The sequence below is a fragment of the Actinoplanes sp. NPDC019969 genome, from assembly GCF_055562375.1.
Genome location: NZ_JBVHFK010000011.1, coordinates 43,828 through 70,665, shown reverse-complemented (window position 1 = coordinate 70,665; position 26,838 = coordinate 43,828). Strand labels below are relative to the sequence as shown.

The window sequence follows — 26,838 nt, the reverse complement described above, 5'->3', positions numbered from 1 at the left end:
TGACGCCTGACGATGAAGACCCCCTTCGACCGGCGCGCCGCCACCTACGACGAGAACACCTGGCACGTCCGCTACGCCGAACGGCTCGTCGAGCTCGCCGCCCCCGCCGCCGGCATGCGGATCCTGGACGCCGCCACGGGCACCGGCTTCGCGGCGATCGCCGCCGCTCGAACCGCGGGCCCGACCGCACACGTGCTCGGCGTGGACATCTCCGGGGGCATGCTCGACCGGGCACGGCAGTCGATCACGTCACTGGGCATGGCGAACGTCGACCTGCTCAAGGCCGACGCCGCCGCACTGCCGACGCTGGACAGCGGCTCGTTCGACCTGGTCCTCTGCTCCGCCGGGCTGCTCTACCTGCCCGTCCCCGCCGCGCTCCGCGAGTGGCGGCGGCTGCTGAGGCCCGGCGGCCTGGTCGCGTTCTCCACCATGCGGGAGGGCTTCCCGGTCGCGGCCAGGCTCTTCCGTGAACTGGCCGGCCGGAACGGTCTGTCTCTCACCGATCCCGCCACGCCGCTGGGCACGCCGTCCCGATGCCGCCAGGTGCTGCGGGACGCCGGGTTCGTCCCGGTGAAGGTGGTCACCGAGACGGTCCGGTTCTCCCGCGCCGACCTGGAGCACGCCTGGCAGGCCCACACCCAGGGCGCGCACCACGACGCGATCGCCACGCTCGGTCCCGCGCAGGTGGCGGCGTTCCGTGACGCGTACACCCGCACTCTGGTGGATCTCCTGGACACCGACGAGGATCACGTCCTCGACTCAGAGGTGATCTACGCCCTCGGCCGGACGCAGGCGGATGCTCATCTGGACGCCGAACTCGCGGAACCCGAGCGCCCGGGCCACGCGGCGTGACGCCTCCGGGCGGGCCCGCCACTGCGGCAGCAGGCCACCGTCCAGCGCATGGGCGACGGCGGCGGCGGCGGCCGTACGCGCCAGTCCGCGCCCCCGCTCGGCCGGGACGGTGAGCACGCTGAGATGGGCGGCGCCGCCCGGCCACGCCCGGTAGCCCGCCGCGGCGAGGACCCCCGGCCCGGAACGCACGACGAACGCCGGTGACGTGATCTCGTCCAGGCCCGACTCGTCCGCGTCGTCGGCCGGCACCGACGCGAGCAGAGCCGCCAGGTCGGCGTGGTACGCCGCCACCCCGCCGCCCAGGGCCGGCCGGAATCCGTCCACATCGCAGTAGGCCAAGGTCGCCGGCCCCAGCACCTCGGCGACCGGCAACCTGCCACCGATCACCGCGGGGTCGGTCACGGCAGCGGGCGGAAGTTCGCGCAGCCCACCCCGTACCCTCGCAGCGGTGTCGTCGTCCGGGGCCGTCGCGATCACCGCGTCCCCGAGAACGACGACCCCCACCCAACCCGGCGGGCACAGCCGCGACCGGGGCGAGACGGCGACGTCGATCGCGGCATCGGTGAACGCGACCGGCGCCCCGGCCAGTCCGGTCCAGAGCCGCCGCGCCCGGTCGAGCAGAGGATCCTCGGTCACGGACGCATGATGGCAAGCCGGGCGCGCGGACGCCACCCGGTCAGCGGCGCGGCTCCCAGCGGAACATCCGGGTGGCGAACGAGACGGCGACCACCACCCAGGCGAACGTCGGCCCCAGCAGGATCAGCGAGTCGGTCAGGGCGACCCCGCCGTTCCAGGCGTTGAGCATCAGCTCGGTGGCGGCGCCGCCCGGCAGCAGCCGCTTGACCAGCTCCAGGTCCTCGGTGCCGGTCATGCCGACCCAGCTGGCCACGGCGATCACCCCGAGACTCACCGGCAGTGTGGTGACCTGGGCGTGCTCGGGGGAGTTGGTCACCCCGGCGGTGGCCAGCGCCAGGGCGATCATCATGGCGACGGTGGCGAGCACGGCCAGCACCAGCAGCGCGATGTTGTCGGGCCGGCCGGCGACCACCCCGAACACGGTCAGGATGCCGGCCAGCTGCACCAGCGCCACCGCCGTGGTCGGCGCGACGAGCCCGGCCAGGATCCCGGCGTCGCCGGCCGCCGTGGACCGCAGCCGTTTCAGGAACAGGTTCTGCCGGCGCGACGCCAGGGTGGTGACGGTGGAGGTGTAGAGGCCGAACGCGCCGACGGTGAACATGACGATCGCCGCGATGTAGCCGAGGCTGGCCATCTCGGCGAACAGCTCGTGCCGGTAGACGAAGAAGGCGCTGACCGCGACCGGCATCACGAAGCTGGTGACCAGCACGAGGCGGTTGCGGAAGATCTGACTGAGTTCGGTACGGGCGATGGCGAGCATGTCTGGTCCTCCCGGGGATCAGGATTCGATGGAACGGAAGACGTCGTCGAGCCGGGTCGCGCCGGCCGCCAGGTCACCCAGGTCGACGGCGTGGTCCTGTGCCCACGACAGCAGCAGGTGCAGGTCCTTCTGCAGCTGGAACGTCTCCACCCGGACCGCCCCGCCGGCGTCCACGGCGGCCGTCAGCGGCAACGCCGGCGCGGGCGCGGGCAGCGTGAACGTGATGACGGCGGGCAGGGCCCGGGTCAGCTCGGCGACCGTGCCCTCGCGGTGGAACACGCCCTGGTGCATCAGCCCGATCCGGTCGGCGCGCTGCTGTGCCTCCTCCAGGTAGTGGGTGGTCAGCACGACCGTCGCGCCGTTCTCCCGGAGCCGGTCCACCGCCGTCCACAGGTGGTCGCGGGACGCGATGTCGAGGCCGGTGGTGGGCTCGTCCAGGAAGATCAGCTCGGGGGAGCCGTACACCGCGGTGGCGAAGTCGAGCCGCCGCTTCTCGCCGCCGGACAGCTGACCCACCAGCGTGCCCGCCTTGCGGGTCAGGCCGACGACGTCGAGAAGCCGGGCGACGTCGTCGGCACGGCGGGTCAGCCGCCCGATCAGCCCCACCGACTCGCGCACGGTCAGGTCCGGCGAGAACCCGCTCTCCTGCAGCATGATGCCCATCCGGGGCCGCACCGCCGCACGGTCGCGCGGGTCGTGGCCGAACACCCGGACGGTTCCGGAGGTCGCCGGGCGGTGTCCCTCGACGGTCTCCAGGGTCGAGGTCTTGCCGGCGCCGTTGGTGCCGAGCAGCGCGTACAGCTCCCCGGCGCCGACCTGGAACGACAGATCGCGGACGGCGTGGAAGTCGCCGTAGCTGACGTTGAGACGTTCGACTTCGATCACTGGCGTTGTGGGCATGGGTCGATGACACAGCGATTCCCGCCGTACGGTCAGTGCTGGTTTGTCATGAGCATTCGTGACGTGGTGTCACTACTGGCGGGACCGGCGGCCGCGAATACTGGGTGGGTGAAGGCAAGATCGCTGCGCATCACCGAGGCGACCCAGGGACGCCTGCGCCGGCTCAACCTCTACAGCGCCATGCCGCCGATCATGCTGGTGGCGGTGCTGATGGTGGCGATCGACGTGCGCGCCTGGTGGCACGCGCTCGTGCTGGCGCCCGGGGTGATCGCGGCGGTGGTCGCCCTGGAGCGGTGGACGGCCAACGACATCGGCCGGGTGGCGTGGCCGTGCCTGGCCGTCGCCGCCGTCCAATGGCCGGTCGGGGCGCTGCTGGTGGGCAGCCCCAACGCGTACTGGGGCGTCACCAGCGTGGCGTCGCTGGCCATCCCACGGCTGCCCCGCTACCGCTATCCGGCAGCCGTCGCCGTGCTCGGCTACGTCATCGCGGTCGGCGCCGCCCGGACCCGCGTCGACTCCGGTGACGTGCTGCTGCCGTACGTGCTCGTTCCCGCCGGTCTGACCCTGATCGTCCTGGTGCTCGCCTTCGCCGGGGAGCGCTTCTACGACATCGTGCAGGAGCTGGAGCAGTCCAAGGAGCGCGAGGCCGAACTGGCCGTCATCCGCGAGCGGGTCCGTTTCGCCGGTGACCTGCACGACATCCAGGGCCACACCCTGCACGTGGTGAAACTGAAGGCGGCGCTCGCCCGCAAGCTCGTGCACAGCGACCCGGCCCGGGCCGAGGAGGAGTTGCGGGAGATCCACGGGCTGGTCAGCGACACGATTCGACAGACCAAGGAGCTGGCGTACGCGCAACGCAGACTCAACCTGTCGGCCGAGCTGGAGAACGCGAAGAACCTGTTCGAGGCCGCCGGCATCGAGGTGCGGGTCAGCCGCGGCCCGGACGCCGACACGCGCGTCAGCGAGATGCTCGGCCAGGTGCTGCGCGAGACGACGACGAACATCCTGCGGCACGCGCAGGCCACCCGCGTCCGCATCACCCTCACCGCCTCGGGCATCACCATCGTCAACGACGGCGCCGGGGGAGACGGCCCACCCGAGCTGCGGGGCCTGTCCGCGCTGCGGCAACGGATCGCAGCCGACGGGGGAGAGCTGACCGTGACCACCGGCGCCGGCACCTTCACCACCGCCGCGACGTTCCCCATGATCCCCGAGGGAGTGCGATGACCTCCGTGGTGCTCGCCGACGACGAGGCCCTGCTGCGCAAGGCGCTGGCCGCGCTGCTGCCGCTGGAGGGCGACATCACCGTGCTGGCCGAGGCGTCCGACGGGGCGGAGGCGACCGAGGCCACCCTGCGTCACCAGCCGGACGTGCTGGTGATCGACCTGGAGATGCCGAACGTGGACGGGCTCGCCGCCGTCGCCGACATCCGCGGCCGGCGGCCCGGCCAGGTGATCCTCATGCTGACCCGGCACGCGCGTCCCGGCGTACTCCGCAAGGCCTTGAAGTTGGGGGTGCAGGGGTTCGTCAGCAAATCCGCGGAACCGGCCCACATCGCCACCGTCATCGCGACCCTGCACGCCGGCAAGCGCTGGATCGACCCGGACGTGTCGGCGCTCGCCGTCATCGACGACTGCCCGCTCACCGAGCGTGAACTCGACGTGCTGCGGGTGACCGGCGAGGGCTACTCGGTCGCCGACATCGCCGCCCGGCTGCATCTGGCCCAGGGCACCGTCCGCAACTACCTGTCCAGCGCCATGCAGAAGACCCAGACCCAGACCCGCCACGAGGCGGCCCGGTACGCCCGCGAACACGACTGGCTGTGACCCCGGCTGCGCGGGCGGGCGACCTGCCCGCGCCGCCGGTGGCGATCAGCCGGCGAGCTGGGCCGACTCGACGGGCAGTCCGGCGGCCACCCAGTCCTGGATGCCCTCGCGGTACTTGCGCACGTTGGTGTAGCCGAGGGCGGTCAGTTTGTCGGCGACCCGCTGGCTGTTGGGGCAGGCCGGGTTGGAGCAGTAGGTCACGATCGGCGCGTCGCGATCGGGCAGCAGCGTGCCGGCGCGGTCCGCGACGTCGGCCTCGACCAGCGCGATGGCGCCGGGCAGGTGCTGCTGGGCGTAGTAGTCGCCGCCGAGGGCGTCGACGACGGTGACGGTGCCGGCGTCGATCTCGGCGCGGAGCTGTTCGCGGGTGATGAGGGTGGTCATGGCGTCCTCCAGGTAATCGGACTACGGTCCACTTATGTCTCGGAACATTAGCGGACCGCGGTCCGTTTCTGCCAGGGCGGCCGACGAACTTCTCGTGTTGTGCGGCTCACCGCCCGTTGAACGGGCCGATGCCGCCCGCAACCGCGCCGCCGTGCTGAACGCGGCAGCGGCCCTGTTCCGCGAACACGGCATCGAGGCGGTCTCCATGAACGCGATCGCGGCCGCGGCCGGCGTGGGCAAGGGCACGCTGTTCCGGCGCTTCGGCGACAAGGCGGGGCTGGCCGTCGCCCTGCTCGACGACCAGGAACGCGCCCTGCAGGAGGCGATCCTGTTCGGCCCGGCGCCGCTGGGCCCGGGCGCGCCGGACGACAAACCCGGCCCACGTGAACGGCTGCGGGCCTTCGTGGCCGCCTACCTCGACTACCTGCTGGCCCATCTGCCGCTGGTGCGGATGTCGGAGACCGCGTCGCCCGGTGCGCGCTACCGGATCGGCTCGTACCGGTTCTGGCACCGGCACGTCGCCCTGCTCCTGACGGAACGCGACGACCCGGAGGCCGACGCGCACACCCTGCTCGCCGCCCTCGCCGCCGAACACGTGCACGCCGTGGCCGCCGAGGTCGGCGCCACCCGCGTACGCCAGGCCGCGCAGGCCCTCGCCGACGCCCTCACCATCTGAGACCCGCTGCCCGCGAGGTGTCAGGCGGTGCGGCCGAGGTGGGCCAGGACCCGGGCGGTGCGGTCGGCGCCGGCCGGGGCGACCGGGGGACGGCACATGCCGTCCGCGTGCAGGGCGGGGCCGAAGCCGGCGGCGCCCTTCTCGATACGGTCGAGTTCGGCGTCGGTGAACGTGGTGGCGAGGCCGGTGGCGCGGGCCAGGTCCCAGCGATGGACGTACATGTCCCAGACGTAGAACTGTTCGACGGTGCCGCCGACCGTCGTCGGGCCGAGGAAACCGTCGTAGGCGTGGTTCACGAACGCGGGGTCGGCGAGGGCGGCCAGGGCGCGGCGGCTGTGCCGTGCCCACGCCGCGGCCGGCCCGGCGGCGACGTCCGGGGCGGGGCCCAGGTCGGCGCCGTGATCGGTGAGCGTCTCGCGCTGGGTGCCGATGAGGTGTTCGACGACGTTCCGGGCGGTCCAGCCCTCGCAGGGGGAGGGGGCGTCCCAGGCGTGCGGCGGCACCGCGTCGATGACGGCGGTCAACGGGTGCAGAGCGGTCTCGTACTGTGTCGCTGTGTCAGTCACGGAAGGACCGTATGGCGTGGTGGGGAGGCCGCACTTGAACGAATCCGACAGCGGCGGCATCGTCGGCACGGTGCGCCGGGACCCGGTCGAATCGGCCCGGGCGGCAGCACGGGGCGCCTGGCAGCGGATCCACCGGTACGCACCGGGTGTGGAACTGTCGGGTGTGGTGCGCCGGTTCTGGATTCCGGTCTGGGCGGTGCCGGTGGGGCGGGAACTACCGCAGACCCTGCTGCAGGAACCCGTCTGCCAGATCGTGATCGGCGCGGGGTACGCGCGGTTCTACGGTGTCGCCCCGGAACTGTCGACGACGACGCTCACCGGGGACGGCTGGGCGGCGGGGGTGACGCTGACGCCGGCCATGGTCTCCCTGATCGGCGGCCCGGACGGGGTGTGGAACGACCGTTACGTCGACCTGGATCAGGTGCTCGGCGACGAAGGGAAAACCCTTGCGGGACGAGTACGGGACGCCATGGCAGCAGACCCGCACGACACTGCGGCGCACCGGGCCGTGGTGGGCGCGTGCGCGGACGCCGTACGCCGCTTCCTGCCCCTGAACGCCGAGGACGAACTGATCAACGCCGTGGTGGCCGCGGTCGAGCAGGACCCGGCGATCCTGCAGGTCACGCAGATCTGTGACCGGTTCGGCGTCGGCGAGCGGGCCCTGCAGCGCCTGCTCCGGCGGCGGCTCGGGCTCACCCCCAAATGCCTGATCCAGCGGCGGCGGCTGCAGGAGGCCGCCGTACTGCTGCGGGAACCGGACGCCACCCACGCCGACCTCGCCGCCGCCGTCGGTTACGCCGACCAGTCGCACATGATCCGCGACTTCGTGCACGTCACCGGGATGACGCCGGGGCAGTTGGCGGAGCGGCCGCGCTGACCCGGACACCGCGGCCGTCGAAGACCTCCCGCGCGGCGAAGGTGGCGTTCAGGGCCCGCGGGAAACCGGCGTACACGGCGGTGTGCAGCAGCGCCTCGATGATCTCGTCCGGGGTGAGGCCGACGTTGAGGGCGGCGCCGATGTGCACCTTGAGCTGCGGTTCACAGCCGCCCAGCGCGGCCAGCACGCCGATCGTCACCAGCTGCCGGGAACGGGCGTCGAGGCCCGGCCGGCTGTAGACGTCACCGAAGGCGAACGCCGCCACATGATGCGCCAGGGCGGGCGACAGATCGGCCAGGGAGCCGATGACGCGGGCGCCGGCCTCGCCGTCGATCCGGTGGAGGACGGCCAGGCCGTGGTCGCGCCGGTCGATGTTGCCGGGGCTGTCGATGTCGTGCTGGGTGGTCATGGCTGGGTCGCTCCCCCGTACGTCGCAATCTTGAACTCTGTCGCCGCCAGCGCCAGCTGCAGCTGCGTGAGCTGGGACCGCAACGTGTCACGGTGCTCCAGCAGCAGATCGAGGCGGTCCGGGATGGTGGCGTCGCCCCGATCGACGAGGCTGATGTAGTGGCGCAGGTCGCTGATCGCCATGCCGGACGTGCGCATCCGGGTCAGGAACACCAGGCGCCGCATCGACGCGGCGCCGTAGACCCGGTGCCCCGCGCTGTTCCGGGGCACCGTGATCAGGCCGATCCGCTCGTAGTAACGCAGCGTGTGGGGGCTCACGCCGACGTGCTCGGCCGCCGCGGCGATGTCCCACTGCCGGGCCGGGTCGTCCAGGACCAGATCCTGGAGCGCGTCGACCGACACGCCGCCGGGCGGGTCGACGGCGAGGCGTAACGCGTCCGCCAGCTGCTGGGTGGCCTTCATGGGCACGACGTTAGAGCTTCGAGCGCGCTCCAACGCAAGCCCGGCGTGGTCAGCTCCCGCCGGGCGCACGCAGGTGGTCGCGGGCCCGGCCGAGCGTGTCGGCGAGGGTGACCAGCTGGTCGCGGTCGAGCAGGTCGATCAGGTTCTGCCGGACCACGCGGAGGTGGCCGGGTGCGGCCGTGCGCAGCGCCTTCTCCCCGTCCGGGGTGAGTACGGCGAGGATGCCGCGGTCGTCGCTGGCGCAGGGCTCCCGGCGGACCAGGCCGGCCTTCTCCAGCTGGCTGACCTGATAGGTGAGGCCGCTGCGGGAGGCGGCCAGCGCCATCGCGAGTTCGGCCATCCGCATCCGCTGGTCCGGGGCTTCGGCGAGCCGGGTGAGCAGCTCGTACTGCGGCTGGGTCAGCCCGCCGTCGTCGCGTAGCTGCTGGTTGATGCGCTGGAGCAGGAGATTGCTGGTGTCGAGGAAGGCGACCCACGCCCGCATCTCCACCTCGTCGAGCCACCGTTCGGTCATGGCGCGACGCTAGCATCTCGTTCGAACTCGAACTACCTGTGACCGAGGCCTCAGTTGATTCGAATTCGAATCACCTCTAGTGTTCCCCATGTCATTCGAATTCGAATGACATGGGGAAGCAGGAGGAAGATCATGAAGATCGCCGTTCTGGGCGCCGGCAATGTCGGATCCGCTCTCGCCGCCCGGCTGACCGGCCTGGGCCACCACGTCGTCCTCGCCGCCAGCGAGCCGGGCTCACTCCGGCTGGGCGCCGCCGCGGCCGCCTCCGGCGCGGACACCGGCACCGCCGCCGACGCCGCTACGGCAGCCGACCTCGCCGTGATCGCGGTGCCCTTCGCCGCCGTCGACGCCCTGCTCACCGCGGAGGTCCGCGAAGCCCTGACCGGCAAGACGGTGATCGACGCGACCAACCCGCTCGCCGCCGACTACATGTCCCTGACCATCGGGCACAGCACCTCCGCCGGCGAGCAGGTGGCCGAGCGGCTGCCCCGCTCCCACGTGGTCAAGGCGTTCAACACCGTCTTCGCCGCGACGCTCGGCACGCCCGTCCTCGGTGGCGTCCGGCAGCTGCTGCCGGTCGCCGGGGACGACGCGGACGCCAAGGGCGCCGTCATCGCCCTCGGCACGCAGCTCGGCTTCGAGGCGATCGACGCCGGCCCGCTGACCAACGCCCGCTACCTCGAGCCGGCCGTCGAATTCCTCATCCAGTTGGCGTACGGCCAGGGGCTGGGCGCCGGCATCGGCCTGCACCTCGCCCGCGGGTGACCGGCGCTGTCCAGGCGGCGACCAGCCGCGGGAGGTAGGGCGCCGACGGGCTCGCGGTGGGCCGGCCGATGCCCAGCTCGAGCGCGGCGACCAGACCGGCCGGCGAGATAGACAGCCGAGGGCGGCGGCCAGATAGCGAAGCCACAGCATCCTGCCAGGTGTGTCACTGGCTGCTGTACCACCAGAGGATGAGCAGGGCCCGGCGGTTCACGTCCGGGTCCTCCTTCAGGTCGAGCTTGCGGAACGCGCTGGTGATCGCCCGCTCGACAGCGCTTTCGCTGATGAACAACCGTTTGACGATGCCCTGGTTGGACAGCGCCCGCGCGACCAGGCCCAGCACCTCCACCTCGCGGGGGGTCAGCGTCGGAGGCACGGCGCGTTCGATCCGGCGCAGGATCTCCTCGTCGACGACCACCTGCCCGGCCGCGATCCGGCGCAGGGCGTCCTCCAGCACCGGGATGTCGGCGATGCGCAGCTTGTTGAGGTAACCGACGCCGCGGGTGATCTGTTTGAGCAGTTTCGCGGCATAGGCGAACTCGTCGTGCTGGGACAGCAGCAGGATGCCGGTCTCCGGGTAGAGCGCCCGGACGCTCGCCGCCGCGTGGAAGCCCTCGGTTGACTGGGTGGGTGGCATGCGGATGTCCAGGATGACGACGTCCGGTGGGTCGCCGGCTATCGCGTCGAGCAGTTCCGCCTCGCTGCCGGCCTCCGCGACGACAGTCATCTCCAACTCCTTGAGGATGAGGACGAGACTGCGCCGGTAGTACAGGTTGTCCTCGGCGAGCGCTACTCGCACGGAATCACCGCCTCGATCGTCGTACCGGTGCCGGGTCTGCTGTCGATGGTCAGCCGTCCGCGCAGGGAGCCGACCCGATCGCGCAGCGCGGACAGGCCGGACACACCACGGAAGACCGCGCCACCCTCACCGTCGTCGTGCACCCGGGCGGTGGCCTGCCCACCCGCTATGGTGACCACCACCTCGACCCGGGTGGCCTTCTTCGCGTGCCGGATGGTGTTGCTGACCGCCTCGCAGACGACGAAGTAGAGGACCGATTCCACGTCACGGGACGCCCGCTCGGTCGGGACGTGCAGGGTGATCGGGAAGTCGAGCGGGTTGAACACGCGGCGTAGCGCCGGTCGCAGCCCGTGGTCGACAAGCACCGCCGGGTGAATGCCGCGGGCGATGTCGCGTACGTCGTCGATGGCGTGCTGCACCGCCGCCTGCGCCTCGCCGATTGCCTTGCCCACCTCACTGAGCGGATCCCCTTCGGCCGGTTCCTCGCGGACGATGCGCCGCCAGGCCCGCCGGAGGTGCCCCATCCCGGCCTGCAGCGAGGTCTGTACGCCGTCGTGCAGTTCCCCGGCGATCCGCCGCCGGTCGTCGAGGTCGGTCTCCGTGATCCGCTGCCGGGACTCCTGCGCCTCCCTCAGCCGCCGGGTCAGTTCGCGCTGCAGCACACCGTCCTCCAGGGCGACCCCGGTGGCGGCCGCGACGTCGCGGACGAATTCCGGCCGGCGCAGGAGTCCCGGGTCGACCAGCAGCACCGCGATCTGTTCCCGGCGTCGGCCGGGGACGCTGACGATCCACCGGCAGGACTTCGCCGGAGCGGCCGACTGTTACCGCGAGTGCCTGCGGACCAGGCCGGACGACGCGGAGGCGCTCACCGGCCTCGGCCAGGCCGAAGCCGGCCGCAAGCGCTGGCCGGCCGCCCGGGACGCGTTCGCCGCCGCGACCCGCGCCGACTCGCAGCGCGCCGCGACGTGGACCACGATCGGCGACTTCCACCGCAGCCGCATCCACGGCACCACCCGGGCCTGGTGGCACGACTGGCGGGCGGAGCGGGCGGCGACCGCGGCCTACCGGCGCGCCCTGCGCCTCGACCCGGACGACCGGCACGCCCTGCGGTCGCTGGGGGAGTGGCGCCGGCTCGTGCGGCTCACCCCGGACCCGGCGACATACCGCGAGCTGGGCCGGGCGTACGCAGGCGAGGGCGACTTCGAACGAGCGGAGATGGCGTTCCGGCGGGCGGTCGACGCCGCTCCCGGGGACTTCGAGAACGCCTGCGAGCTGGGAACCACTCTGGTCCGCCGCCGCAAGTTCGAGCGCGGTTACCAGATGCTGCGTACCGCCGAGGGGCTGATCGGGCCGCGCCATCCGGGCGACCTCGACCCGATTCTCCAGCGCGTCAGGATCGACGACGCGATCGTCGGAGTGCTTCGCAAGATGATCGCCGAGCAGCAGTCCCGGGCCGACTACTACGAACTGGGCCGGATCACCCCGCGGCTGTGCGGATGGCAGCTGGAGATCGGTGACCAGTTCGCAGCGAGCGGTCAGACGGAACTCGCGGTGCACGCGTACCGGGCCGCCGTCGACATCGACCCGCGCAGCGTGCCCGCCCGCCTGCGCCTCGGCACAGCACTGCTCGACGAGGACCGGGCCGAGGCCGCGCTCGCCGAGTTCCGTCGCGCCGCCGAGCTGGGCGGCGACACCGTGGAGAGCTTGACCGGGACGGGCCGGGCGCTGACCCGGCTGGGCCGCTTCGCCGACGCCGAGCAGCAGTTGCGCGCCGCGTACGATCTGGCGCCGGACGACGACATCCTCGGCCATCTGGCGGGCGCCCTGCGCGGACAGGGCCGTCCGAGCTAGTGTCATCGATCGCGCACCGTCCGGCTTCCGCGATGATCTGCACGCGCACCTCACCGAGGGAAGGCAACCGGCCCCGGCCGTACGCGATCGCGGCGTCTCTATGCTGGGCCGATGTCGTTCTTCCGGCCGCTCGGTGACGTTCTCCGGCGGCGCCTCGCGGCCGTGCTGCTGCCGATCGTGGCGGTGATGCTGCTGGTGTCGTCGGGGCTGGACGGATTCGGCGGGGACCGGACGGTGATCGTCGACGGTGTCGCCGACGGCGGGGACGGCGGGGGCACGGCCGTGGCGCGCCTGGTGGTCACGGTGCTGTGCTGGCTGCTCGCGGTGGTGTCGGGCGCGGTCGTGGTCGCCGGTGGCGCCGGGCCGCTGCGTGCCGTGCGCCGCGGGCTGGTGTGCCTGCCGGTGGCGGCGGCCGGGGTCGGGGCGGCGGCCGGTGCCGGCCTCGTGCTGTTGCGGGTGACCGGCGGAAACCTGCTCGCCATGGCCGTCGTGGCCGTGCTGGCGGGACTGGTGGCGGCCCGGCTGCTGCTCGCCGTGATCGCGTGGGCGCTTCGGGCGCCCGAGCGCGGGCCGGCCTGGCGGGACGCGACGGTGTTCCTGCTGGGCGGCGTCGTCGCGCCGATGCTGTTGGCGATCGTCGTCGGCGGAACCGGGGCCGGTGATCTGCCGTACGCCGCTCCCGCAGTCGACGCCGTGCTGATGCTCGTCACGCTGGCGGCACAGGCCGGGCTCGCCGCCCGCCCGTTCACCGCCGAGCCGTCCCCGCCGTCCCCGCCGCGGACGCTGTGGTGGCCGGGCGCCGCCCTGCTCGCCGCCGCGGTGCTGGCCCCGGCGGTTCTGGGCGCCGTCAACCCGTACGGCGTCCCGTCGGTCCGCACCCACGACCGCGGCCCGAGCACCGCCGTGGCGGCGTCCTGGCCGGCCGGCGGCCATCCGGTGATCGTGACGACCGGCGGGGTGTGGTTCTGCGACGACGACCTGTGCGACCGGTTCACCGACGTCAGCGGTGGCCCGCCCACGGTCGAGGGCTTCGGTACGGCGTCCGTCGGCGTGGACGGGACGGTCGTCAAGACCGCGGTGACCGGTGGCCCGGAGTCGGGCGGGCCGTTCGTGCAGTACGCCCGGTGCGCCCGGGACGGTTGCCGGCAGGCCTGGCTGCCGGTGCGGGCGAGCGCCCGGGAGAAGCCGGGCCCGCCGGAGGTGGGCGTGGAGGCGGCGGGAGCGGCCGCCCCGGACGGCGCGATCTGGCTGTTCGTCGCGGCGCCCGTCGCCGGCGGCCCGTACGGCAGGTACCGGTTCGTGCTGATCCGCTGCGCCGACGTCGAGTGCGCCGCCCCGCAACGGCATCAGCTCGGCGAAGCCGGCCACACCCCCGAGGACGGCTTCCCGCCGGGGCGGCGGGCGCGGCTGAGCATCGGCGCCGACGGGCGGCCGGTCGCCTCGCTCTGGCTGGGCTGGAGCGTGCACCGGTTCACGTGCGCGGCAGTCACCTGCGCCGGACCGCAACGGTCCGAGGGCCCGGCGGCGCCGCCGGACGCGGTCTGGACCGACGCCGGGGACCGTGCGGTGGCGGTACGGGCCGGGGAATTGTTCGACGGCGGCGACGCGGCGGTGATCGCACCGGGCGCGGCGGAACAGTCCGGGGCGGTCGCGGTCGCCGGGCCGTACGTCTATCTGAGCGCCGCGCTGCCCGGCGCAGCACCCCGCGGATTCCACGTCACGATCGGCGAGCCGGCCGGGCGCTGGCGGCAGACGGTGTGGCGCTGCGCGGGCCTGGCCTGCACGAACGTGCCGATGGACCGGTACTCCGGCGAGGCGCGCCGGGCGCTGCTGGCGGTCGCCGCCGACGGCCGGGTCCTGGTGGTCCGGGAGGACCGGATCGCCCTCCTGGAGACACCGTTCGCCGGGTGACCGGTCAGTTGCCGCGCCGGCGGCGGAGTGCCCGGTACAGCAGCCACAGGCAGAGGGCGATCGGGCTCAGCATGATCGCGGTGACGAAGCCGAAGATCATCGAGTAGCCGTGCGGGTCGGCGGCGAGGCCGGTGGCGCTGAACACCGCCTGGGCCGCGGACCACGCGATCAGCAGGGTGACGCAGGCGAACAGGCCGAGGACGAGCCCCCGGAGCGCTGTCCACAGGACGCTGGTGTTCATATCCGCTCCACAGGCCGGTGACGTGCCGTCGATCCCGGTCAATGATGCAGGCGGCCCGCAACACGACAGGCGGCCGGTCAGCGCAACGGCAGATCGGCCCAGACGCGTTTGCCGATCCGGGCGTGGTGCCGCTCGACGCCCCAGCGGTCGGCTATCGCGTCGATCAGGTGCATGCCGCGGCCGTGGGGATGGTCGAACTGGCGGGTCCGCACCGTGGGGCTCCGCGGGTCCTCGTCCGCGGTGACCAGCCGCAGATGGTCGCCGGTGTCGGCCAGCTGCGCCTCGCACAGCCCGCCGCCGTGCCGGACCGCGTTGCTGATCAGCTCGGTGAAGACGAGGTCCACGTCCTGATAGAGGTCGCGCCGCGGTTCGCTGGTGAGGATCTCCGGCAGGGTACGGCGGGCCCAGTTGCGGCCGTCGGTGCTGACCCTGGCGTGCGCCGCGTCCGGCGGCCGCCAGGTGGCGCTGCGGCGGATCTCCGGCCCGGGCGACGGGGTCCGGACGGTGACCGTCGCCATCCGGGAGGCGTCCAGGGCCTCGGCGGCCGCCTGCGCGAGCTGCTCGGCGGCCCGGACGTCCTGCTGGGTGAACGCCTCGTGGCTGTCCAGTTCGCGGATCAGCGTCATGGCGCCGAGCACGGCCCCGGCCGGGGTGCGCAACGGCACCACGATGGAGCTGGTGACGCCCAGGCCGGCGAACTGCCGCCGCTGATCCGGATCGGTCACCACGGCTTGCAGCATGCCGTCCGGCACATGCGGCAGGTACCGGGTGACGCCGGTGGCGGTGACCCGGCCGGCCCCGTACCCGTCGCCGGTGTGTACGGGGATCTCGGCCGCCCAGTGCCGCACCACCGGCTCACGTTCGGCGTCGCGGTGCCGCAGCGCGATCATCTCGAGGGGTTCGCCGTCGACCGGCTGCGCCAGTCCCGCGTCGGCGAGCGGAACCGCCACACCGGCGCGCAGCGCCGCCACGACCGGGCCGCGTACGTGAATCGCGCACCAGTCCGCCACCGCCGGCACCACGTGCTCGCCGAGGGCGTCGGCCGTGGCGAACCAGTCGATCGCCTCCCGGAGCCGCTGCGCCGGGATCCAGCCGCCGGCCCGGTGCGCCGGCGCGGCCGCGTGATGAGGATGCATGCCCGCCTCCTCGTCCGAGCCGCCGAGGTTGCCCGCCCACTGTTGACAACGGCTCATGCTGACATGCCGGGCCGGGGCCGGGTCAAGACGGTTCACCCGGGCGAACCGTCACCGGCGGGGCATGCGCCGCGTCACCGGTTCGGGGTATGCAGGTAGGGGCGGATGGGCCGCGGCGAGAGGTGGTGGGGCGATGTCCACCAAGGACACGCGCAAGAAGTTCGAGGAGATCGTCGGGCGTCTGGCGGCGGAGGACCCGTCCCTGACCCGTACGCCCCGGGTGCTCCCGCGCAAGACGCTGCGCGTGGTGCTCGCGCTGGTCGGCGCGCTGGTCTGGGCCGGCCTGTCGGTGCTGATGGTGGTGTGGGGCGCCGCCGGTGTCGCCCTCACCTGCGGCACGGTGCTCGCCGTCGCCGGCGCCGGTGTGGCCCGCACCCGCCGGAGGCGCTGACGGCGATTCCCGGATCCATCCTTGCCTTGGAGGAAAGAGTCAGGCTATTGTTTCCTCGCAGGCAAAAGTTTCCTCTACGGAAGGGATGGGTCCGATGGATGCCACCGAGGCGATGAAGGCGCTCAGCGAGATCGACCAGCGTCAGGAGCAGACGCTGCGGCAGGGCACGCCGCGCCGGCTCCCCGCATGGTTCACCTACGGTTCGGCGGCCGCGCTGGTCCTGGCCTCGGCCGGCGGTGACGTGGCCGGATGGCCGGGCACCGGCATGGCCCTGGCCGCCGCCGTCGCGATGGTCGGCCTCGCCGCGGCGCTGGAACGCTCCACCGGGGTGCGGCTGCGCTGGCGTGCGCAGCGCTGGACGCCGGTCGTGCTGTTCGCCGGCGCCGTGCTCACCGCGCTCATCGGCGTCGGCACGGCGCTGCGCCTGTTCGAGGTCCCCGCCGACGGCACCCTCGCGGGCCTCGCCGCCGCTGTCGTGTGGGTCACCGCGATGGGCCCGGCACAGGCCGCGGCCGGCATGCCCCAGAGCAAGGCGTGACCGACGCCCGGCCGTCCGGCTTCAACGAGCTGCTGCACTTCCCGGCCCGGCTGACCCTGGTGTCGTTGCTGGTCCCGGCGGCCCACGCCGACTTCAGCTACCTGCGGGAAGCCACCGGGCTCAGCGACTCCGCCCTCAGCAAGCAGCTGTCCACGCTGCAGGACGCCGGCTACGTCGAGGTGCACCGGACCGGCCGCCGCGCGACCGCACGGCTCACCCCGGCCGGCCGCGACGCCCTCAGCCGGCACGCCCACGCTCTGCGGGCCCTGCTCGGCGACGCCCTCACACCCGGCTCAGGGGACGACGTGACGCCTGACTCGATCCGGGGCGTCACCCCGTGATCACGGGTAGGGTTACCGCCAGGTGTGCCGGGAAGTCTGGTCGGCGAAGTCCCTGACCGACCGTGCCCATGGAGCCGCCGTGCCCGACACCTCCCGCCCGTCCTTCTCCGTTCTCGGCCGGGGGTCGTGGGCCGAGGCCAAGCGCATCGCCGACGTGCTGCGCAAGGAGACCATCGGCGGCATCCTGCTCCTCCTCGGCGCGGTCATCGCGCTGATCTGGGCGAACTCGCCCTGGTCGGAGCAGTACCACGCGCTCACGCAGTTCCGGATCGGCCCGGCCGCCCTGCACCTGGACCTCACGCTGGCGACCTGGGCCGCCGACGGCCTGCTGGCGATCTTCTTCTTCGTCGCCGGGCTGGAGCTCAAACGCGAGTTCGTCGCCGGTGACCTGCGCGATCCCCGGCGGGCCGCGGTGCCGGTCGCGGCGGCGGCCGGCGGTGTGATCGTCCCGGCGATCCTCTATCTCGTGGTCAACTGGGGTGGGGCGGTGAAGGGGTGGGCGATCCCGACCGCCACCGACATCGCGTTCGCGCTGGCCGTGCTGGCCGTGGTCGGGCGCAGCCTGCCGTCCGGGCTGCGGACCTTCCTGCTCACCCTGGCGGTGGTCGACGACCTGCTCGCCATCGCGATCATCGCGGTGTTCTACACGGCGAACCTGGCCGTGCTGCCGCTGTTGGCGGCGCTGATCCCGCTGGGCGTGTTCACCCTCCTGGTGCAGCGGCGGGTCCGCGCCTGGTGGCTGCTGCTGCCGCTGGCGTTCGCCACGTGGGTGCTGGTGCACGAGTCCGGGGTGCACGCCACGGTCGCCGGGATCCTGCTCGGTTTCGCCGTGCCGGTGCTGACGCCGGCGCATCCGGCGTCCCCCGGCCACACGGCGCACGGGCTGGCCGAGCACTTCGAGCACCGGTTCCGGCCGCTGTCGGCCGGTTTCGCGGTGCCGGTGTTCGCGCTGTTCTCGGCCGGGGTGACCATCGGCGGCCTCGACGGGCTCCGGTCCGCGCTGACCGATCCGGTGGCGATCGGGGTGATCATCGGCCTGATGGTGGGCAAGCCGGTCGGGATCCTGGCCGCGACCTGGCTGACCGCCCGGTTCACCCGGGCCCGCATGGACGCCGGGCTGGCGTGGATCGACGTGGCCGGGCTGTCGGTGCTGGCCGGGATCGGGTTCACCGTGTCGCTGCTGATCGGCGAGCTGGCGTTCGGCTCCGGCAACGAACGCGACGACCATGTGAAGATCGCCGTGCTGGCGGGGTCACTGTCCGCCGCCCTGATCGCCTCGGTGGTGCTGCGGGCCCGCAACCGGGTCTACCGGCGCCTCCGGGAGGCCGAGGAGGCCGACCGGGACAACGACGGCATCCCGGACGTCTATCAGGGCTGAGCGCGACGCCCCGTCCCGGTGGTCTTGGCCACCGGGACGGGGCTGTGTGCCGCGTACGGTCAGGGCTGGTAGATGGTGGGGCGAGGAGGGGTGCGCATGCCGTCGCCGATGAAGAAGCCCGGGTGTGGCGGCTGGTTGTAGGCGGTGTTCTGCCAGGCCAGCGCGAGCCGGTACTGGGCGTCCTGGAGCAGCGTGGTGATCCGCCGGTCGGTGGGTGTGGGCGTCGCGTAGATGCGCAGTGCGGTGTTGTCGCTGGTCGGCCAGATCACCTCCTCGCGCCAGTCGCCGAGGATGTCGCCGGACAGTGACGGCGTCGACTTGGTGCCGTTGTTGCTGTGCACGTTCGCGGCGGTGAGCAGCCGGGTGTCGCCGGACGTGCCGTACTTGTCGACGTGGGTGCCGTCGAGCAGCTCCCGCACCGGGTCGGCGTCCCACCAGGCGAGGAAGTTCGCCGAGCCGGGTTTGCGGCTGCTGACGACCGTCCCGTTCGGGGAGCGCAGCCCGGCCGGCGCGGACGACCACGATTCGGCGCCGGGGCTGCCGGCCCAGACGTCGCCGGAGACGCCGCGGCCGTTGTCGCCGGACGCGGGGGTGGACCACAGGACCTGACCGGTCCGGGCGTCGGCGAACCAGGACGACGGTTTGCTGCCGTCCTCGTCGACCTTGAAGACCTCCAGCCCGGTACGGGACGGGTCGAGGTCACCGACGTGCATGGCGTCGCCGTGGCCGTTGCCGGTGTTCCACAGGCGGGCGCCGTTGTCGTCGACGGCCATCGACCCGTACACGATCTCGTCCCGCCCGTCGGCGTCGACGTCGGCCACCGACAGGTTGTGGTTGCCCTGCCCGGCGTAGGAGCTGTTGCCGGACGCCCCGGAGTCGAAGGTCCAGCGGCGGGTCAGGGCACCGTCGCGGAAGTCCCAGGCCACGATCACCGACCGGGTGTAGTAGCCGCGGGCCATGACGATGCTGGGCCGTTTCCCGTCGAGGTACGCGGTCGCGGCCAGGAACCGGTCCACCCGGTTGCCGTAACTGTCCCCCCACGACGACACGGTCCCGCGCGGCGGCTCGTAGTTCACGGTGGCCAGCGCCGCGCCGGTGCGCCCGCTGAACACGGTCAGGAACTCCGGGCCGGCCAGGACGTAGCCGCTGGAGTTGCGGTGGTCGGCGCTCGCGCTGCCGATCACCTGCCCGGTGCCGGACGTGGTGCCGTCGGCGGTCTTCATCGCCACCTCGGCGAACCCGTCACCGTCGTAGTCGTACACCTGGAACTGGGTGTAATGCGCCCCGGCCCGGATGTTGCGGCCCAGGTTGATCCGCCACAGCCGGGTGCCGTCGAGCTTGTAGCCGTCGACGTAGACCGGGTCGGTGACGCCGGACTGCGAGTTGTCCTTGGCGTTCAGCGGATCCCACTTGAGCACCAGATCCGGCCGTCCGTCACCGTCGAGGTCACCGACGCTGGCATCGTTGGCCGCGTACCGCGCCGGGTCCGGGTTCTGGATCGGCACGTCGAGGTAGCCGTTGCCGAACCGCAGCGCGGCCGGGGACGCGGCCTGCTCGGCGCCTCCGACGACGGCACGCACGGTGTACGTGGCCCCGGCTGCCGCTCCCGCGTCCAGGTAGTTCGTCGATCCGGTGATCGGCGCGGCGGTGACCTTGGTGCCGTCGCGGTAGACGTGGAACCCCACATCGGACGCGTCGGCCGCCAGCCACCGCCAGCTCACCAGGTTGCCGCTGCCGGACCGCACACTGATCAGGCCGCGGTCGAGGCGTTCCATCTGCCGTCCCGTCCCCGGCTGCGGCGGCGGGCTCGACGGTGACGGGCCGGACGGCTCCGGAACCGACCCGGTGCAGGCGGTCCCGTTCAGGGTGAAACCGGCCGGAGCCGGGTTCGTGCCGCTGAACGCCCCGTTGAACCCGAACGACACGCTCCCGTTGGTGGGGATGGCGGCGTTGTGGCCGGCGTCGCGCACCGTGACGGCGCTGCCGGACTGGGTGAACGTGCCGTTCCAGAGCTGGGTGACGGTCTGCCCGGCGCCGAAGTTGAACGTGAGCGTCCAGTTCGGGACGGCGTCACCGAGGTTGGTGATGGTGACGCCCGCGCCGAAGCCGCCCTGCCACTGGTTGGTGACGGCGTAGTCGACCCGGCACCCGGCCGCCGCGAAGGCGTTCACGGCGGCCAGACCGGAGGTGGTCACGACGGCGGCGGTGGTCGCCGCGACGAGAGCGGTGACGCGGGCACGGGATCTGCGTTCGGGGGGAACGGGCGAGATCATCACTGTCCTTCGGGGATTCAGGCCGGCGCTTGGGGTGACGCCGGCACCGCTATCGGACCTGAAACGTTTTGATGTTCTCGCTAACATTCATATACGTCAAGGTGTGGAAACTGATCATCATGGGTATGGCAGTCGATATGAGCGGCACCGGCCTCGCCCTGCGCGACATCGAAGCGCGGGAGTTCATGGACGCCCCGGACTGCGACCCCGATCGGCTGGAACGCACCTACCGGCAGTTCAGCACCGTCAACCGGCTCGTCTCCGGCTGGCGGCGTCTCTACCGGCGCCGGATCCGGCCGCTCCTGGACCCCGGCCGGCCCACAACGGTGCTGGACATCGGCTTCGGCGCCGGGGACATCTCCCGCGCCCTGACGAGCTGGGCGGCCCGCGACCGGCTGCCGCTGTCCGTGACCGCCATCGACCCGGACCCGCGAGCCCTGGCGCACGTGCGCGGGCGGCCGGACGCCGGAGTCCGCTTCGAGCAGGCGTCGAGCGCGGACCTGGTGACCCGCGGCGACCGGTACGACCTGGTGATCTCCAACCACCTCCTGCACCACCTGGATCCGGCCGAGCTGGCCGGCGTGCTGGCGGACAGCCGGGTCCTGGCCCGCCGCCTGGTGATCCACAGCGACCTGTCCCGCGGGCGCCTGAGCTACGGCGTCTACGCGGCCGCCACCCTGCCGTTCGCCCGGCGGTCGTTCATCCACCAGGACGGCCTGCTCTCCATCCGCCGCAGCTACCGCCGCCCGGAACTGCAGGCGGCCGTCCCGCCCGGATGGCAGGTCACGCCGATGTTCCCGTACCGTCTCCTGCTCACCTGCGAACCGGCACGCGCCGATGGGTAGGCGGGCGCCGGCGACCCCGCCCCTGATCACCGCCGCGGCGCTCGGATACCTGGGCAACGCCGCCTTCGGCGCCGCCGTCGCCACGGGCCTGATCGACACCCGGCGCATCCGCTGGGTCCACCACGCCCTGTACGTGGTGACCTCGTCGCTGACCACCGTCGCCCTCATCGCCGCCGCGATCGAACGCCGGCCCGCCGGACTCTCGCTGCTGCCGGCGATCGGCCCCCTCGCCGCGCTGCCCTACGCCGGCGGGGAACTGCGCCGGCACGCCGCCGTCGCCGGGTCGGCCGCCCCGGCGTACGCCCTAGCTCTCGCCCTGGCCTGGAGGAAACGCTGATGGAATTCCTTGACGTCGTACGCCGTCGCCGCACCACCAACGGCGCGTTCCTGCCCGACCCGGTCTCCGAGGAACACCAGCGGCTGTTGATGGAGGTCGCCGGGCGGGCCCCGTCGCAGCTCAACAGCCAGCCGTGGCGGTTCGTCATCGTGGAGGAACGCGAGACCATCGAGACCGTCGCGCGGATCAGCGGCGAGAGCATGACCGAGGCGATGTCCAACGGCACCTTCTTCGAGCGCTACAAGCCGTACTTCCGGTTCAGCAGGCAGGAGATGGAACGCCGCCGCGACGGCATGCTGTTCGACCGTCTCCCGGCGCCGCTGCGCCCGTTCACCGGTCAGGTCTTCACCTCCCGCGGCCAGAAACTGATGAACGCCATGCGGGTGCCGCAGACCCTCGGCGAGGAGAACCGCAAACTCGTGGCCGGGTCGCCGCTGCTGCTCGGCGTGATGCTGGACCGCGCCGAATACCGGCCCGGTGAACTGTCCTCCTTCTACTCGGTGTTCAGCATGGGCGCGGCGATGGAGAACCTCTGGCTCACCACCGTCGAACTCGGCATGGGCATCCAGTTCATCTCGTTCCCGATGGAGGTGCCGGGCCGCTGGGACGAGATCGTGCGGCTGCTCGCCGTCCCGGACGACCTCGAGCTGATGGCCGTCTACCGGCTGGGCTATCTGCCCGTCGAGCAGCGGCGGCCACCCATCGACTGGACCAGTGAGCAGCGCAAACTGCCGTCCCAGTACGTGTTCCGCGGCACCTGCGCCACCCCGCAGGAAGGCTGGGACTAGGTCGGGCGCACCGTTCCCGCGTCGTTTCCGGGTGACGGGGCGGGATGTGACCCGCGGCGCTTCGCGGCAGCTTCCCGTGCGGCGGCCGATATCGGCTCTGAGGCGTTCCGTTCGTATACACCTGCGACATTGACGATGCCGAGTTCGAGAATCAACACTATGAAGCTGTCAAACCCCTGTCCAACGGCCATGGGAGCCCGCCGGAGGGATGGGCGGATCCTTATCAGGACGGCACCATGCGTCAGGTCTCCTCCACTGAGATCGAGTTTCAGGATCAGCTCGGCCATCGAGTTCTTTTCCGGCTTCGCGCCGGCGCGACGGCCCCCAAGAAGGTATGCGACTAGGCGAGCGCTCGTTGATTCCTTCTTGGTTTCCGGCCTTGCGCCGCCCCGGGCTCCAAGCCCCGCCGAACTGGGTGAACGACGAGCTCAGTTCCAGTCGTCGATGTGCACGTCCCGTGGCGACGGATTGCCGGATCCGGTTTCGAGCAGCGACTTGAGGCTCATCAGGAATTGGCCCCACTTCGTCGAGCAGTGGTGCATGAACTCGACCGGCTCGCGCCAGCCCTCATGCTTGAACAGCACGATCGTGTAGTCGCCGTCCCGGCGCAGGTCCCAGTGGATCGTGGTGCCGATCCACTCCTCCGGGCCTGCGGCGACCCGCCAGCGCACCCGTTCGGCCGGCTTCTCCTCGAGGACGTCCATGTCGAAGCCGCCCGGCTTGAAGCGGAACTGCAGCTGTCCGTCGACCAGGCGGGTGTCCTCGGTCCACCAGCCGGCCAGGCCGTCGACCGTGGTGAGCGCGGCGTAGACGCTCTCCGGGGTGGCGCTCTCGATGCCGATGCGGTGCAGGATGTCGGGCATTGATCAGTTCTCCCTCTGCGTCTTCTGGATCGCCTCGGCGATCCGCTTGATGCGCTGTAGGCGGGCGTCCCAGGCCGACCCGACCGACGCGAGCTGGTCGGCGGCGCGGGCGAGTTGTTCGTCGTCGACGTGGTAGCGCCGCTCCCGGCCGTCGGCCGCGGACCGGACCAGGCCGGCCCGATCGAGAACGGTCAGGTGCTTGGCGACCGCCTGCCGGGTCACGGTCATCCGCCGGCTCAGCGTGGTCGCCGTTCCGCCGCCCTCGGCGAGCAGCAGGTCGAGCATGCGGCGGCGGGTCGGGTCGCCGATCGCCGACCACAGGTCGTCGTCGATCGCTGTGCTCACCGGCGTACGCTCAGCGAAGCGACGTAGGGCGCGATCCGCGGCAGGAAGAAGGACCACCCGCTCACGTGGGCGTTGAACTGCTCCTCCAGGACCGCCACCTCCCATCCCATCTCCCGGAAGCCGGTCTCGGTCATCCGCAGCAGCGTGCCGTCGCCCCTCGCGCTCAGCGCGAAGGTGACCAGCAACGAGTTGCCGGTGGCGGCGGCCGAACCCGCGGGGTGGGTCCACCGGAACGAGAAGAGGTCCGGCGGTCGCATGTCGACCACGGTGAGCTGCTCGACCTGCTCGCCGAACGAGATCGTCCCGCCGGCGCCGGGCTCGACGTCGTAGGCCGCCTCGTCGGGCCACCACCGGGCCACGTGCTCAGGCTTGCTCACCACCTCGAACACGACGTCGGGTGCGGCGTCGATGTAGATCTCCCGCTCGATGACACCGAACTCCATGATCTCCTCCTGCAACCTTTGGTTGCACGCAACACTAGACGTGCAACCAAAGGTTGCACAAGCTCTTCCTCGCAGGAGACGTCGTCGAGGTGTTCTGCCGGTGAGCTGATCCGGCCGTCCCCCGCGCGGTGCCGGCACGCGGATCGCGTTCATGGGCACTTCTGGGAACGATCACACTCGTTGCGGGGCGGCGGAAGCATGTCGCATTCACCGGCATCGCATCTCCCGGAGCTGTCGAGTATCGACTGTTCAGGGCGGTTTTCCCACGGCGCACGGAGCTGTGGGCTGGTGGGAAATCGCGGATTCATGGGTACGGCGGGCGGGATCCGTACGCCGCAAGCGAGGTCTTGACACGTCGAATGTGATCGATAACATCTGGGCGTAACACGGGCGTAACCTTCCCCCAGCCTCTCTCAGGAGTGCCCTATGCCCCCGCTTCCCGTCACCCGCCGGACCCTTCTCGGCGCCGCCCTCGCCACCGCCGCCACCCCCGCCCTCCTCGGCGGCGGCAGCCCGGCGGCCGCCGCCGAGACCGGTGTCTCGGCCTACCCGTTCCCCCTCGGTCAGGTGCGGCTCACCGCCGGCCGTCTCCTGGACAACCAGAACCGCACGCTCAACTACCTGCGGTTCGTCGACGTCGACCGGCTGCTGTACGTGTTCCGCGCCAACCACGGCAAGTCCACCGCCGGCGCCGCGGTCAACGGCGGCTGGGACGCGCCGACGTTCCCGTTCCGCTCGCACGTGCAGGGCCACTTCCTGACCGCGTGGGCGCAGGCGTGGGCGGTGCTCGGCGACACCACCTGCCGGGACAAGGCCACCTACATGGTCGCGGAGCTGGCGAAATGCCAGGCGGCCAACGGGTACCTCTCCGGGTTCCCGGAGGCCGACATCACCGCCGTGCACAACCGCACCCTGAGCAACGGCAACGTCCCGTACTACTGCATCCACAAGACCCTGGCCGGGCTCCTCGACGTGTGGCGGTACATCGGCAGCGCGCAGGCGCGGGACGTGCTGCTCAAGCTGGCGGCGTGGGTCGACACCCGTACCGCCGCTCTGACCACCGCCCAGATGCAGGCCATGCTGCAGACCGAGTTCGGTGGCATGAACGCCGTCCTCACCGACCTCTACCAGCAGACCAACGACTCCCGCTGGCTGACCGTGGCCCGCCGCTTCGACCACGCCGTCGTCTTCGACCCGCTCGCCGCCGGCACCGACAGCCTGAACGGGCTGCACGCCAACACGCAGGTGCCGAAGTGGATCGGCGCGGCCCGCGAGTACAAGGCCACCGGCGCCACCCGCTACCGCGACATCGCCCGGAACGCCTGGAACATCACGGTCGGCGCGCACACGTACGCGATCGGCGGCAACAGCCAGGCCGAACACTTCCGTCCGCCGAACGCGATCGCCGGGTACCTCACCAACGACACCTGCGAGCACTGCAACACGGTCAACATGCTGCGGCTGACCAACGAGCTGTGGGTGACCGAACCGGACCGGGCCGCCTACTTCGACTTCTACGAGAAGGCGCTGTTCAACCACGTGCTCGGCGCGCAGAACCCGGCCGACAGCCACGGTCACATCAGCTATTTCACCCCGCTCAAGCCGGGCGCCCGCCGCGGTGTCGGGCCGGCGTGGGGCGGCGGCACGTGGAGCACCGACTACACCACCTTCTGGTGCTGCCAGGGCACCGGTGTCGAGGTCAACACCCGGCTGATGGAGTCGATCTACTTCTACAGCGGCACGACGCTGACCGTGAACCTGTTCGCGCCGTCGGTGCTGACCTGGGCGTCCCGTGGCATCACGGTCACCCAGGCCACCAGCTTCCCGGCCGGTGACACCAGCACGCTCACGCTGTCCGGCACGATGAGCGGCTCGTGGAGCATCCGGGTGCGGATCCCGTCGTGGACGACGGGCGCGACGATCAGCGTCAACGGCGCGGTGGTGTCGTCGCCGGCGGCGGGCGGCTACGCCACCGTCACCCGGACCTGGGCGGCAGGCGACGTCATCACGGTCAAGGCGCCGATGAGCATCCGGATCGTGGCGGCCAACGACGACCCCACGCTCGGCGCGATCACCTACGGACCGACCGTTCTGTGCGGCAACTACGGCACCACCGCCGTCACCGCGGCTCCGGCCCTGGCCGTCTCCTCGGTGACGCCGACATCCGCGACGGCCAACGGCGCGACCGTCAACCTGGTGCCGTTCTACAACGCGCAGAACGTCAACACCGTCACCTACTGGCGTACCGCCCAGGTGTTCAAGCTCGTCAACGCTGCCACCGGGCTCGTCCTCGGCATCAAGGACATGTCGCTGGCCGACGGCGGTCTCGCCCTGACCTGGGACGACACCGGCACCGCCGACCACCGCTGGGAGCGGATCCCGGACGGCGACGCGGTCCGTTTCCGCAACGTCAACAGCGGCAAGGTCCTCGGCGTGCAGAACATGTCCACCGCCGACAACGCCGTCGTCCTGCAGTGGGCCGACAACGGCACCGCCGACCACCGCTGGACCCTCCTCGCGCAGAGCAACGGCACCTACAAGATCCGCAACGTGAACAGCGGCAAGCTGCTCGGCGTCCTCAACGGCGGCACCGCCCGCGGCACCCAGGTGGTCCAGGACAGCGACAACGGCACGGCGGACAACCTCTGGCGCCTGACGGCGATCAACTGACCTTTTTC

The 26,838-nt window shown here is 71.9% G+C and carries 32 protein-coding genes; 16 read left to right on the top strand and 16 right to left on the bottom strand.

Annotated features, from left to right (window positions below; translation table 11 throughout):
• Nucleotides 1-12: 12 nt before the first annotated feature.
• Nucleotides 13-852 carry a class I SAM-dependent methyltransferase gene (locus ACZ3II_RS29915; RefSeq protein ID WP_465521473.1) on the top strand — a complete coding sequence of 280 codons (840 nt, stop codon included), beginning with the start codon at nt 13-15 and terminating at the stop codon, nt 850-852.
• On the opposite strand, the gene ACZ3II_RS29910 is transcribed toward ACZ3II_RS29915, so the two are convergent.
• The 3 genes from ACZ3II_RS29910 to ACZ3II_RS29900 are packed head-to-tail and all read right to left on the bottom strand — an operon-like array spanning nt 760 to nt 3,148.
• Nucleotides 760-1,488, bottom strand: a complete 729-nt coding sequence (locus ACZ3II_RS29910) for a GNAT family N-acetyltransferase (protein WP_465521471.1) — start codon at nt 1,486-1,488, stop codon at nt 760-762. The two genes, ACZ3II_RS29915 and ACZ3II_RS29910, sit on opposite strands and share 93 nt — an antisense overlap.
• Nucleotides 1,489-1,528: 40 nt before the next feature.
• Nucleotides 1,529-2,248, bottom strand: coding sequence for an ABC transporter permease (locus tag ACZ3II_RS29905; RefSeq protein ID WP_465521469.1), 720 nt, complete (start codon nt 2,246-2,248; stop codon nt 1,529-1,531).
• Between the two features lie 18 nt (nt 2,249-2,266).
• Entirely contained in the window at nt 2,267-3,148 is an 882-nt protein-coding gene (locus ACZ3II_RS29900; RefSeq protein WP_465521467.1) for an ABC transporter ATP-binding protein, read from the bottom strand.
• Between the two features lie 108 nt (nt 3,149-3,256).
• Between ACZ3II_RS29900 and ACZ3II_RS29895 the strand changes: the two genes are divergently transcribed.
• Together ACZ3II_RS29895 and ACZ3II_RS29890 are read left to right on the top strand one after the other, a co-directional pair.
• Nucleotides 3,257-4,375: a sensor histidine kinase gene (locus ACZ3II_RS29895; protein WP_465521465.1), complete on the top strand. Its 1,119-nt coding sequence runs from the start codon at nt 3,257-3,259 to the stop codon at nt 4,373-4,375.
• Nucleotides 4,372-4,974, top strand: coding sequence for a response regulator transcription factor (locus tag ACZ3II_RS29890; protein WP_465521463.1), 603 nt, complete (start codon nt 4,372-4,374; stop codon nt 4,972-4,974). The genes ACZ3II_RS29895 and ACZ3II_RS29890 overlap by 4 nt, the downstream gene beginning before the upstream one ends.
• A 45-nt stretch (nt 4,975-5,019) precedes the next feature.
• On the opposite strand, the gene ACZ3II_RS29885 is transcribed toward ACZ3II_RS29890, so the two are convergent.
• Nucleotides 5,020-5,358, bottom strand: a complete 339-nt coding sequence (locus ACZ3II_RS29885; protein ID WP_465521461.1) for a rhodanese-like domain-containing protein — start codon at nt 5,356-5,358, stop codon at nt 5,020-5,022.
• A gap of 151 nt (nt 5,359-5,509) precedes the next feature.
• On the opposite strand from ACZ3II_RS29885, the gene ACZ3II_RS29880 reads away from it, so the two are divergent.
• The gene (locus ACZ3II_RS29880) at nt 5,510-6,034 is read left to right on the top strand and encodes a TetR/AcrR family transcriptional regulator (RefSeq protein WP_465521459.1); all 525 of its coding nucleotides are present in this window, start codon (nt 5,510-5,512) and stop codon (nt 6,032-6,034) included.
• A 20-nt stretch (nt 6,035-6,054) separates the two neighbouring features.
• Here the strand turns inward: ACZ3II_RS29880 and ACZ3II_RS29875 are convergent, their stop codons facing one another.
• On the bottom strand, nt 6,055-6,600 hold the full coding sequence (locus ACZ3II_RS29875) for a maleylpyruvate isomerase family mycothiol-dependent enzyme (RefSeq protein ID WP_465521457.1): 546 nt from the start codon (nt 6,598-6,600) through the stop codon (nt 6,055-6,057).
• Nucleotides 6,601-6,634: 34 nt separating this feature from the next.
• Here ACZ3II_RS29875 and ACZ3II_RS29870 point away from each other — a divergent pair, with 34 nt between their 5' ends.
• Nucleotides 6,635-7,477 carry a helix-turn-helix domain-containing protein gene (locus ACZ3II_RS29870; RefSeq protein WP_465521455.1) on the top strand — a complete coding sequence of 281 codons (843 nt, stop codon included), beginning with the start codon at nt 6,635-6,637 and terminating at the stop codon, nt 7,475-7,477.
• Here the strand turns inward: ACZ3II_RS29870 and ACZ3II_RS29865 are convergent.
• The 3 genes from ACZ3II_RS29865 to ACZ3II_RS29855 are packed head-to-tail and all read right to left on the bottom strand — an operon-like array spanning nt 7,434 to nt 8,861.
• Nucleotides 7,434-7,886, bottom strand: coding sequence for a carboxymuconolactone decarboxylase family protein (locus ACZ3II_RS29865; RefSeq protein WP_465521453.1), 453 nt, complete (start codon nt 7,884-7,886; stop codon nt 7,434-7,436). The two genes, ACZ3II_RS29870 and ACZ3II_RS29865, sit on opposite strands and share 44 nt — an antisense overlap.
• The gene (locus tag ACZ3II_RS29860) at nt 7,883-8,347 is read right to left on the bottom strand and encodes a MerR family transcriptional regulator (RefSeq protein ID WP_465521451.1); all 465 of its coding nucleotides are present in this window, start codon (nt 8,345-8,347) and stop codon (nt 7,883-7,885) included. Before ACZ3II_RS29860 ends, ACZ3II_RS29865 begins: the two co-directional genes overlap by 4 nt.
• A 49-nt stretch (nt 8,348-8,396) precedes the next feature.
• Entirely contained in the window at nt 8,397-8,861 is a 465-nt protein-coding gene (locus tag ACZ3II_RS29855) for a MarR family winged helix-turn-helix transcriptional regulator (RefSeq protein ID WP_465521449.1), read from the bottom strand.
• Between the two features lie 132 nt (nt 8,862-8,993).
• On the opposite strand from ACZ3II_RS29855, the gene ACZ3II_RS29850 reads away from it, so the two are divergent.
• Entirely contained in the window at nt 8,994-9,626 is a 633-nt protein-coding gene (locus tag ACZ3II_RS29850) for an NADPH-dependent F420 reductase (RefSeq protein ID WP_465521447.1), read from the top strand.
• A 163-nt stretch (nt 9,627-9,789) separates the two neighbouring features.
• Here ACZ3II_RS29850 and ACZ3II_RS29845 read toward each other — a convergent pair whose 3' ends face one another.
• Together ACZ3II_RS29845 and ACZ3II_RS29840 are read right to left on the bottom strand one after the other, a co-directional pair.
• Complete coding sequence (locus ACZ3II_RS29845; protein ID WP_465521445.1) at nt 9,790-10,422, bottom strand: response regulator transcription factor; 633 nt, start codon at nt 10,420-10,422, stop codon at nt 9,790-9,792.
• The gene (locus tag ACZ3II_RS29840; protein ID WP_465521443.1) at nt 10,413-11,171 is read right to left on the bottom strand and encodes a sensor histidine kinase; all 759 of its coding nucleotides are present in this window, start codon (nt 11,169-11,171) and stop codon (nt 10,413-10,415) included. Before ACZ3II_RS29840 ends, ACZ3II_RS29845 begins: the two co-directional genes overlap by 10 nt.
• Here ACZ3II_RS29840 and ACZ3II_RS29835 point away from each other — a divergent pair.
• Nucleotides 11,107-12,273: a tetratricopeptide repeat protein gene (locus ACZ3II_RS29835; RefSeq protein ID WP_465521441.1), complete on the top strand. Its 1,167-nt coding sequence runs from the start codon at nt 11,107-11,109 to the stop codon at nt 12,271-12,273. The genes ACZ3II_RS29840 and ACZ3II_RS29835 overlap by 65 nt on opposite strands.
• A 111-nt stretch (nt 12,274-12,384) precedes the next feature.
• On the top strand, nt 12,385-14,184 hold the full coding sequence (locus ACZ3II_RS29830; RefSeq protein ID WP_465521439.1) for a hypothetical protein: 1,800 nt from the start codon (nt 12,385-12,387) through the stop codon (nt 14,182-14,184).
• A 4-nt stretch (nt 14,185-14,188) separates the two neighbouring features.
• On the opposite strand, the gene ACZ3II_RS29825 is transcribed toward ACZ3II_RS29830, so the two are convergent.
• A complete protein-coding gene (locus tag ACZ3II_RS29825; protein ID WP_465521437.1) occupies nt 14,189-14,425 on the bottom strand; it encodes a hypothetical protein in 237 nt (78 codons plus the stop codon).
• Between the two features lie 77 nt (nt 14,426-14,502).
• The gene (locus ACZ3II_RS29820; RefSeq protein WP_465521435.1) at nt 14,503-15,561 is read right to left on the bottom strand and encodes an ATP-binding protein; all 1,059 of its coding nucleotides are present in this window, start codon (nt 15,559-15,561) and stop codon (nt 14,503-14,505) included.
• A 190-nt stretch (nt 15,562-15,751) separates the two neighbouring features.
• On the opposite strand from ACZ3II_RS29820, the gene ACZ3II_RS29815 reads away from it, so the two are divergent.
• The 4 genes from ACZ3II_RS29815 to nhaA all read left to right on the top strand — a co-directional run bounded on the left by ACZ3II_RS29815 (nt 15,752) and on the right by nhaA (nt 18,266).
• Nucleotides 15,752-16,009, top strand: a complete 258-nt coding sequence (locus ACZ3II_RS29815; protein ID WP_465521433.1) for a DUF3040 domain-containing protein — start codon at nt 15,752-15,754, stop codon at nt 16,007-16,009.
• Between the two features lie 94 nt (nt 16,010-16,103).
• Entirely contained in the window at nt 16,104-16,547 is a 444-nt protein-coding gene (locus ACZ3II_RS29810) for a hypothetical protein (protein ID WP_465521431.1), read from the top strand.
• On the top strand, nt 16,544-16,888 hold the full coding sequence (locus ACZ3II_RS29805) for a transcriptional regulator (protein ID WP_465521429.1): 345 nt from the start codon (nt 16,544-16,546) through the stop codon (nt 16,886-16,888). Before ACZ3II_RS29810 ends, ACZ3II_RS29805 begins: the two co-directional genes overlap by 4 nt.
• 52 nt (nt 16,889-16,940) lie before the next feature.
• On the top strand, nt 16,941-18,266 hold the full coding sequence (gene nhaA, locus ACZ3II_RS29800; protein WP_465522062.1) for a Na+/H+ antiporter NhaA: 1,326 nt from the start codon (nt 16,941-16,943) through the stop codon (nt 18,264-18,266).
• 59 nt (nt 18,267-18,325) lie between these two features.
• On the opposite strand, the gene ACZ3II_RS29795 is transcribed toward nhaA, so the two are convergent.
• The gene (locus ACZ3II_RS29795) at nt 18,326-20,539 is read right to left on the bottom strand and encodes a rhamnogalacturonan lyase family protein (protein WP_465521427.1); all 2,214 of its coding nucleotides are present in this window, start codon (nt 20,537-20,539) and stop codon (nt 18,326-18,328) included.
• Between the two features lie 125 nt (nt 20,540-20,664).
• Between ACZ3II_RS29795 and ACZ3II_RS29790 the strand changes: the two genes are divergently transcribed.
• The 3 genes from ACZ3II_RS29790 to ACZ3II_RS29780 are packed head-to-tail and all read left to right on the top strand — an operon-like array spanning nt 20,665 to nt 22,509.
• Complete coding sequence (locus ACZ3II_RS29790; RefSeq protein ID WP_465521425.1) at nt 20,665-21,384, top strand: methyltransferase domain-containing protein; 720 nt, start codon at nt 20,665-20,667, stop codon at nt 21,382-21,384.
• Nucleotides 21,377-21,721 (top strand): hypothetical protein, encoded by a 345-nt coding sequence (locus ACZ3II_RS29785; RefSeq protein WP_465521423.1) that lies wholly within the window; start codon nt 21,377-21,379, stop codon nt 21,719-21,721. Before ACZ3II_RS29790 ends, ACZ3II_RS29785 begins: the two co-directional genes overlap by 8 nt.
• Entirely contained in the window at nt 21,721-22,509 is a 789-nt protein-coding gene (locus tag ACZ3II_RS29780; protein ID WP_465521421.1) for a nitroreductase family protein, read from the top strand. Before ACZ3II_RS29785 ends, ACZ3II_RS29780 begins: the two co-directional genes overlap by 1 nt.
• 428 nt (nt 22,510-22,937) lie before the next feature.
• On the opposite strand, the gene ACZ3II_RS29775 is transcribed toward ACZ3II_RS29780, so the two are convergent.
• From ACZ3II_RS29775 to ACZ3II_RS29765, 3 genes are read right to left on the bottom strand one after another with little or no spacing between them, the layout of a single operon-like run.
• Nucleotides 22,938-23,372: an SRPBCC family protein gene (locus ACZ3II_RS29775; RefSeq protein ID WP_465521419.1), complete on the bottom strand. Its 435-nt coding sequence runs from the start codon at nt 23,370-23,372 to the stop codon at nt 22,938-22,940.
• Nucleotides 23,373-23,375: 3 nt separating this feature from the next.
• On the bottom strand, nt 23,376-23,717 hold the full coding sequence (locus tag ACZ3II_RS29770; RefSeq protein ID WP_465521417.1) for an ArsR/SmtB family transcription factor: 342 nt from the start codon (nt 23,715-23,717) through the stop codon (nt 23,376-23,378).
• Nucleotides 23,714-24,160: an SRPBCC family protein gene (locus ACZ3II_RS29765; RefSeq protein WP_465521415.1), complete on the bottom strand. Its 447-nt coding sequence runs from the start codon at nt 24,158-24,160 to the stop codon at nt 23,714-23,716. The genes ACZ3II_RS29770 and ACZ3II_RS29765 overlap by 4 nt, the downstream gene beginning before the upstream one ends.
• Nucleotides 24,161-24,586: 426 nt before the next feature.
• Here ACZ3II_RS29765 and ACZ3II_RS29760 point away from each other — a divergent pair, with 426 nt between their 5' ends.
• Nucleotides 24,587-26,830, top strand: a complete 2,244-nt coding sequence (locus tag ACZ3II_RS29760; protein ID WP_465521413.1) for a beta-L-arabinofuranosidase domain-containing protein — start codon at nt 24,587-24,589, stop codon at nt 26,828-26,830.
• Nucleotides 26,831-26,838 lie beyond the last annotated feature (8 nt).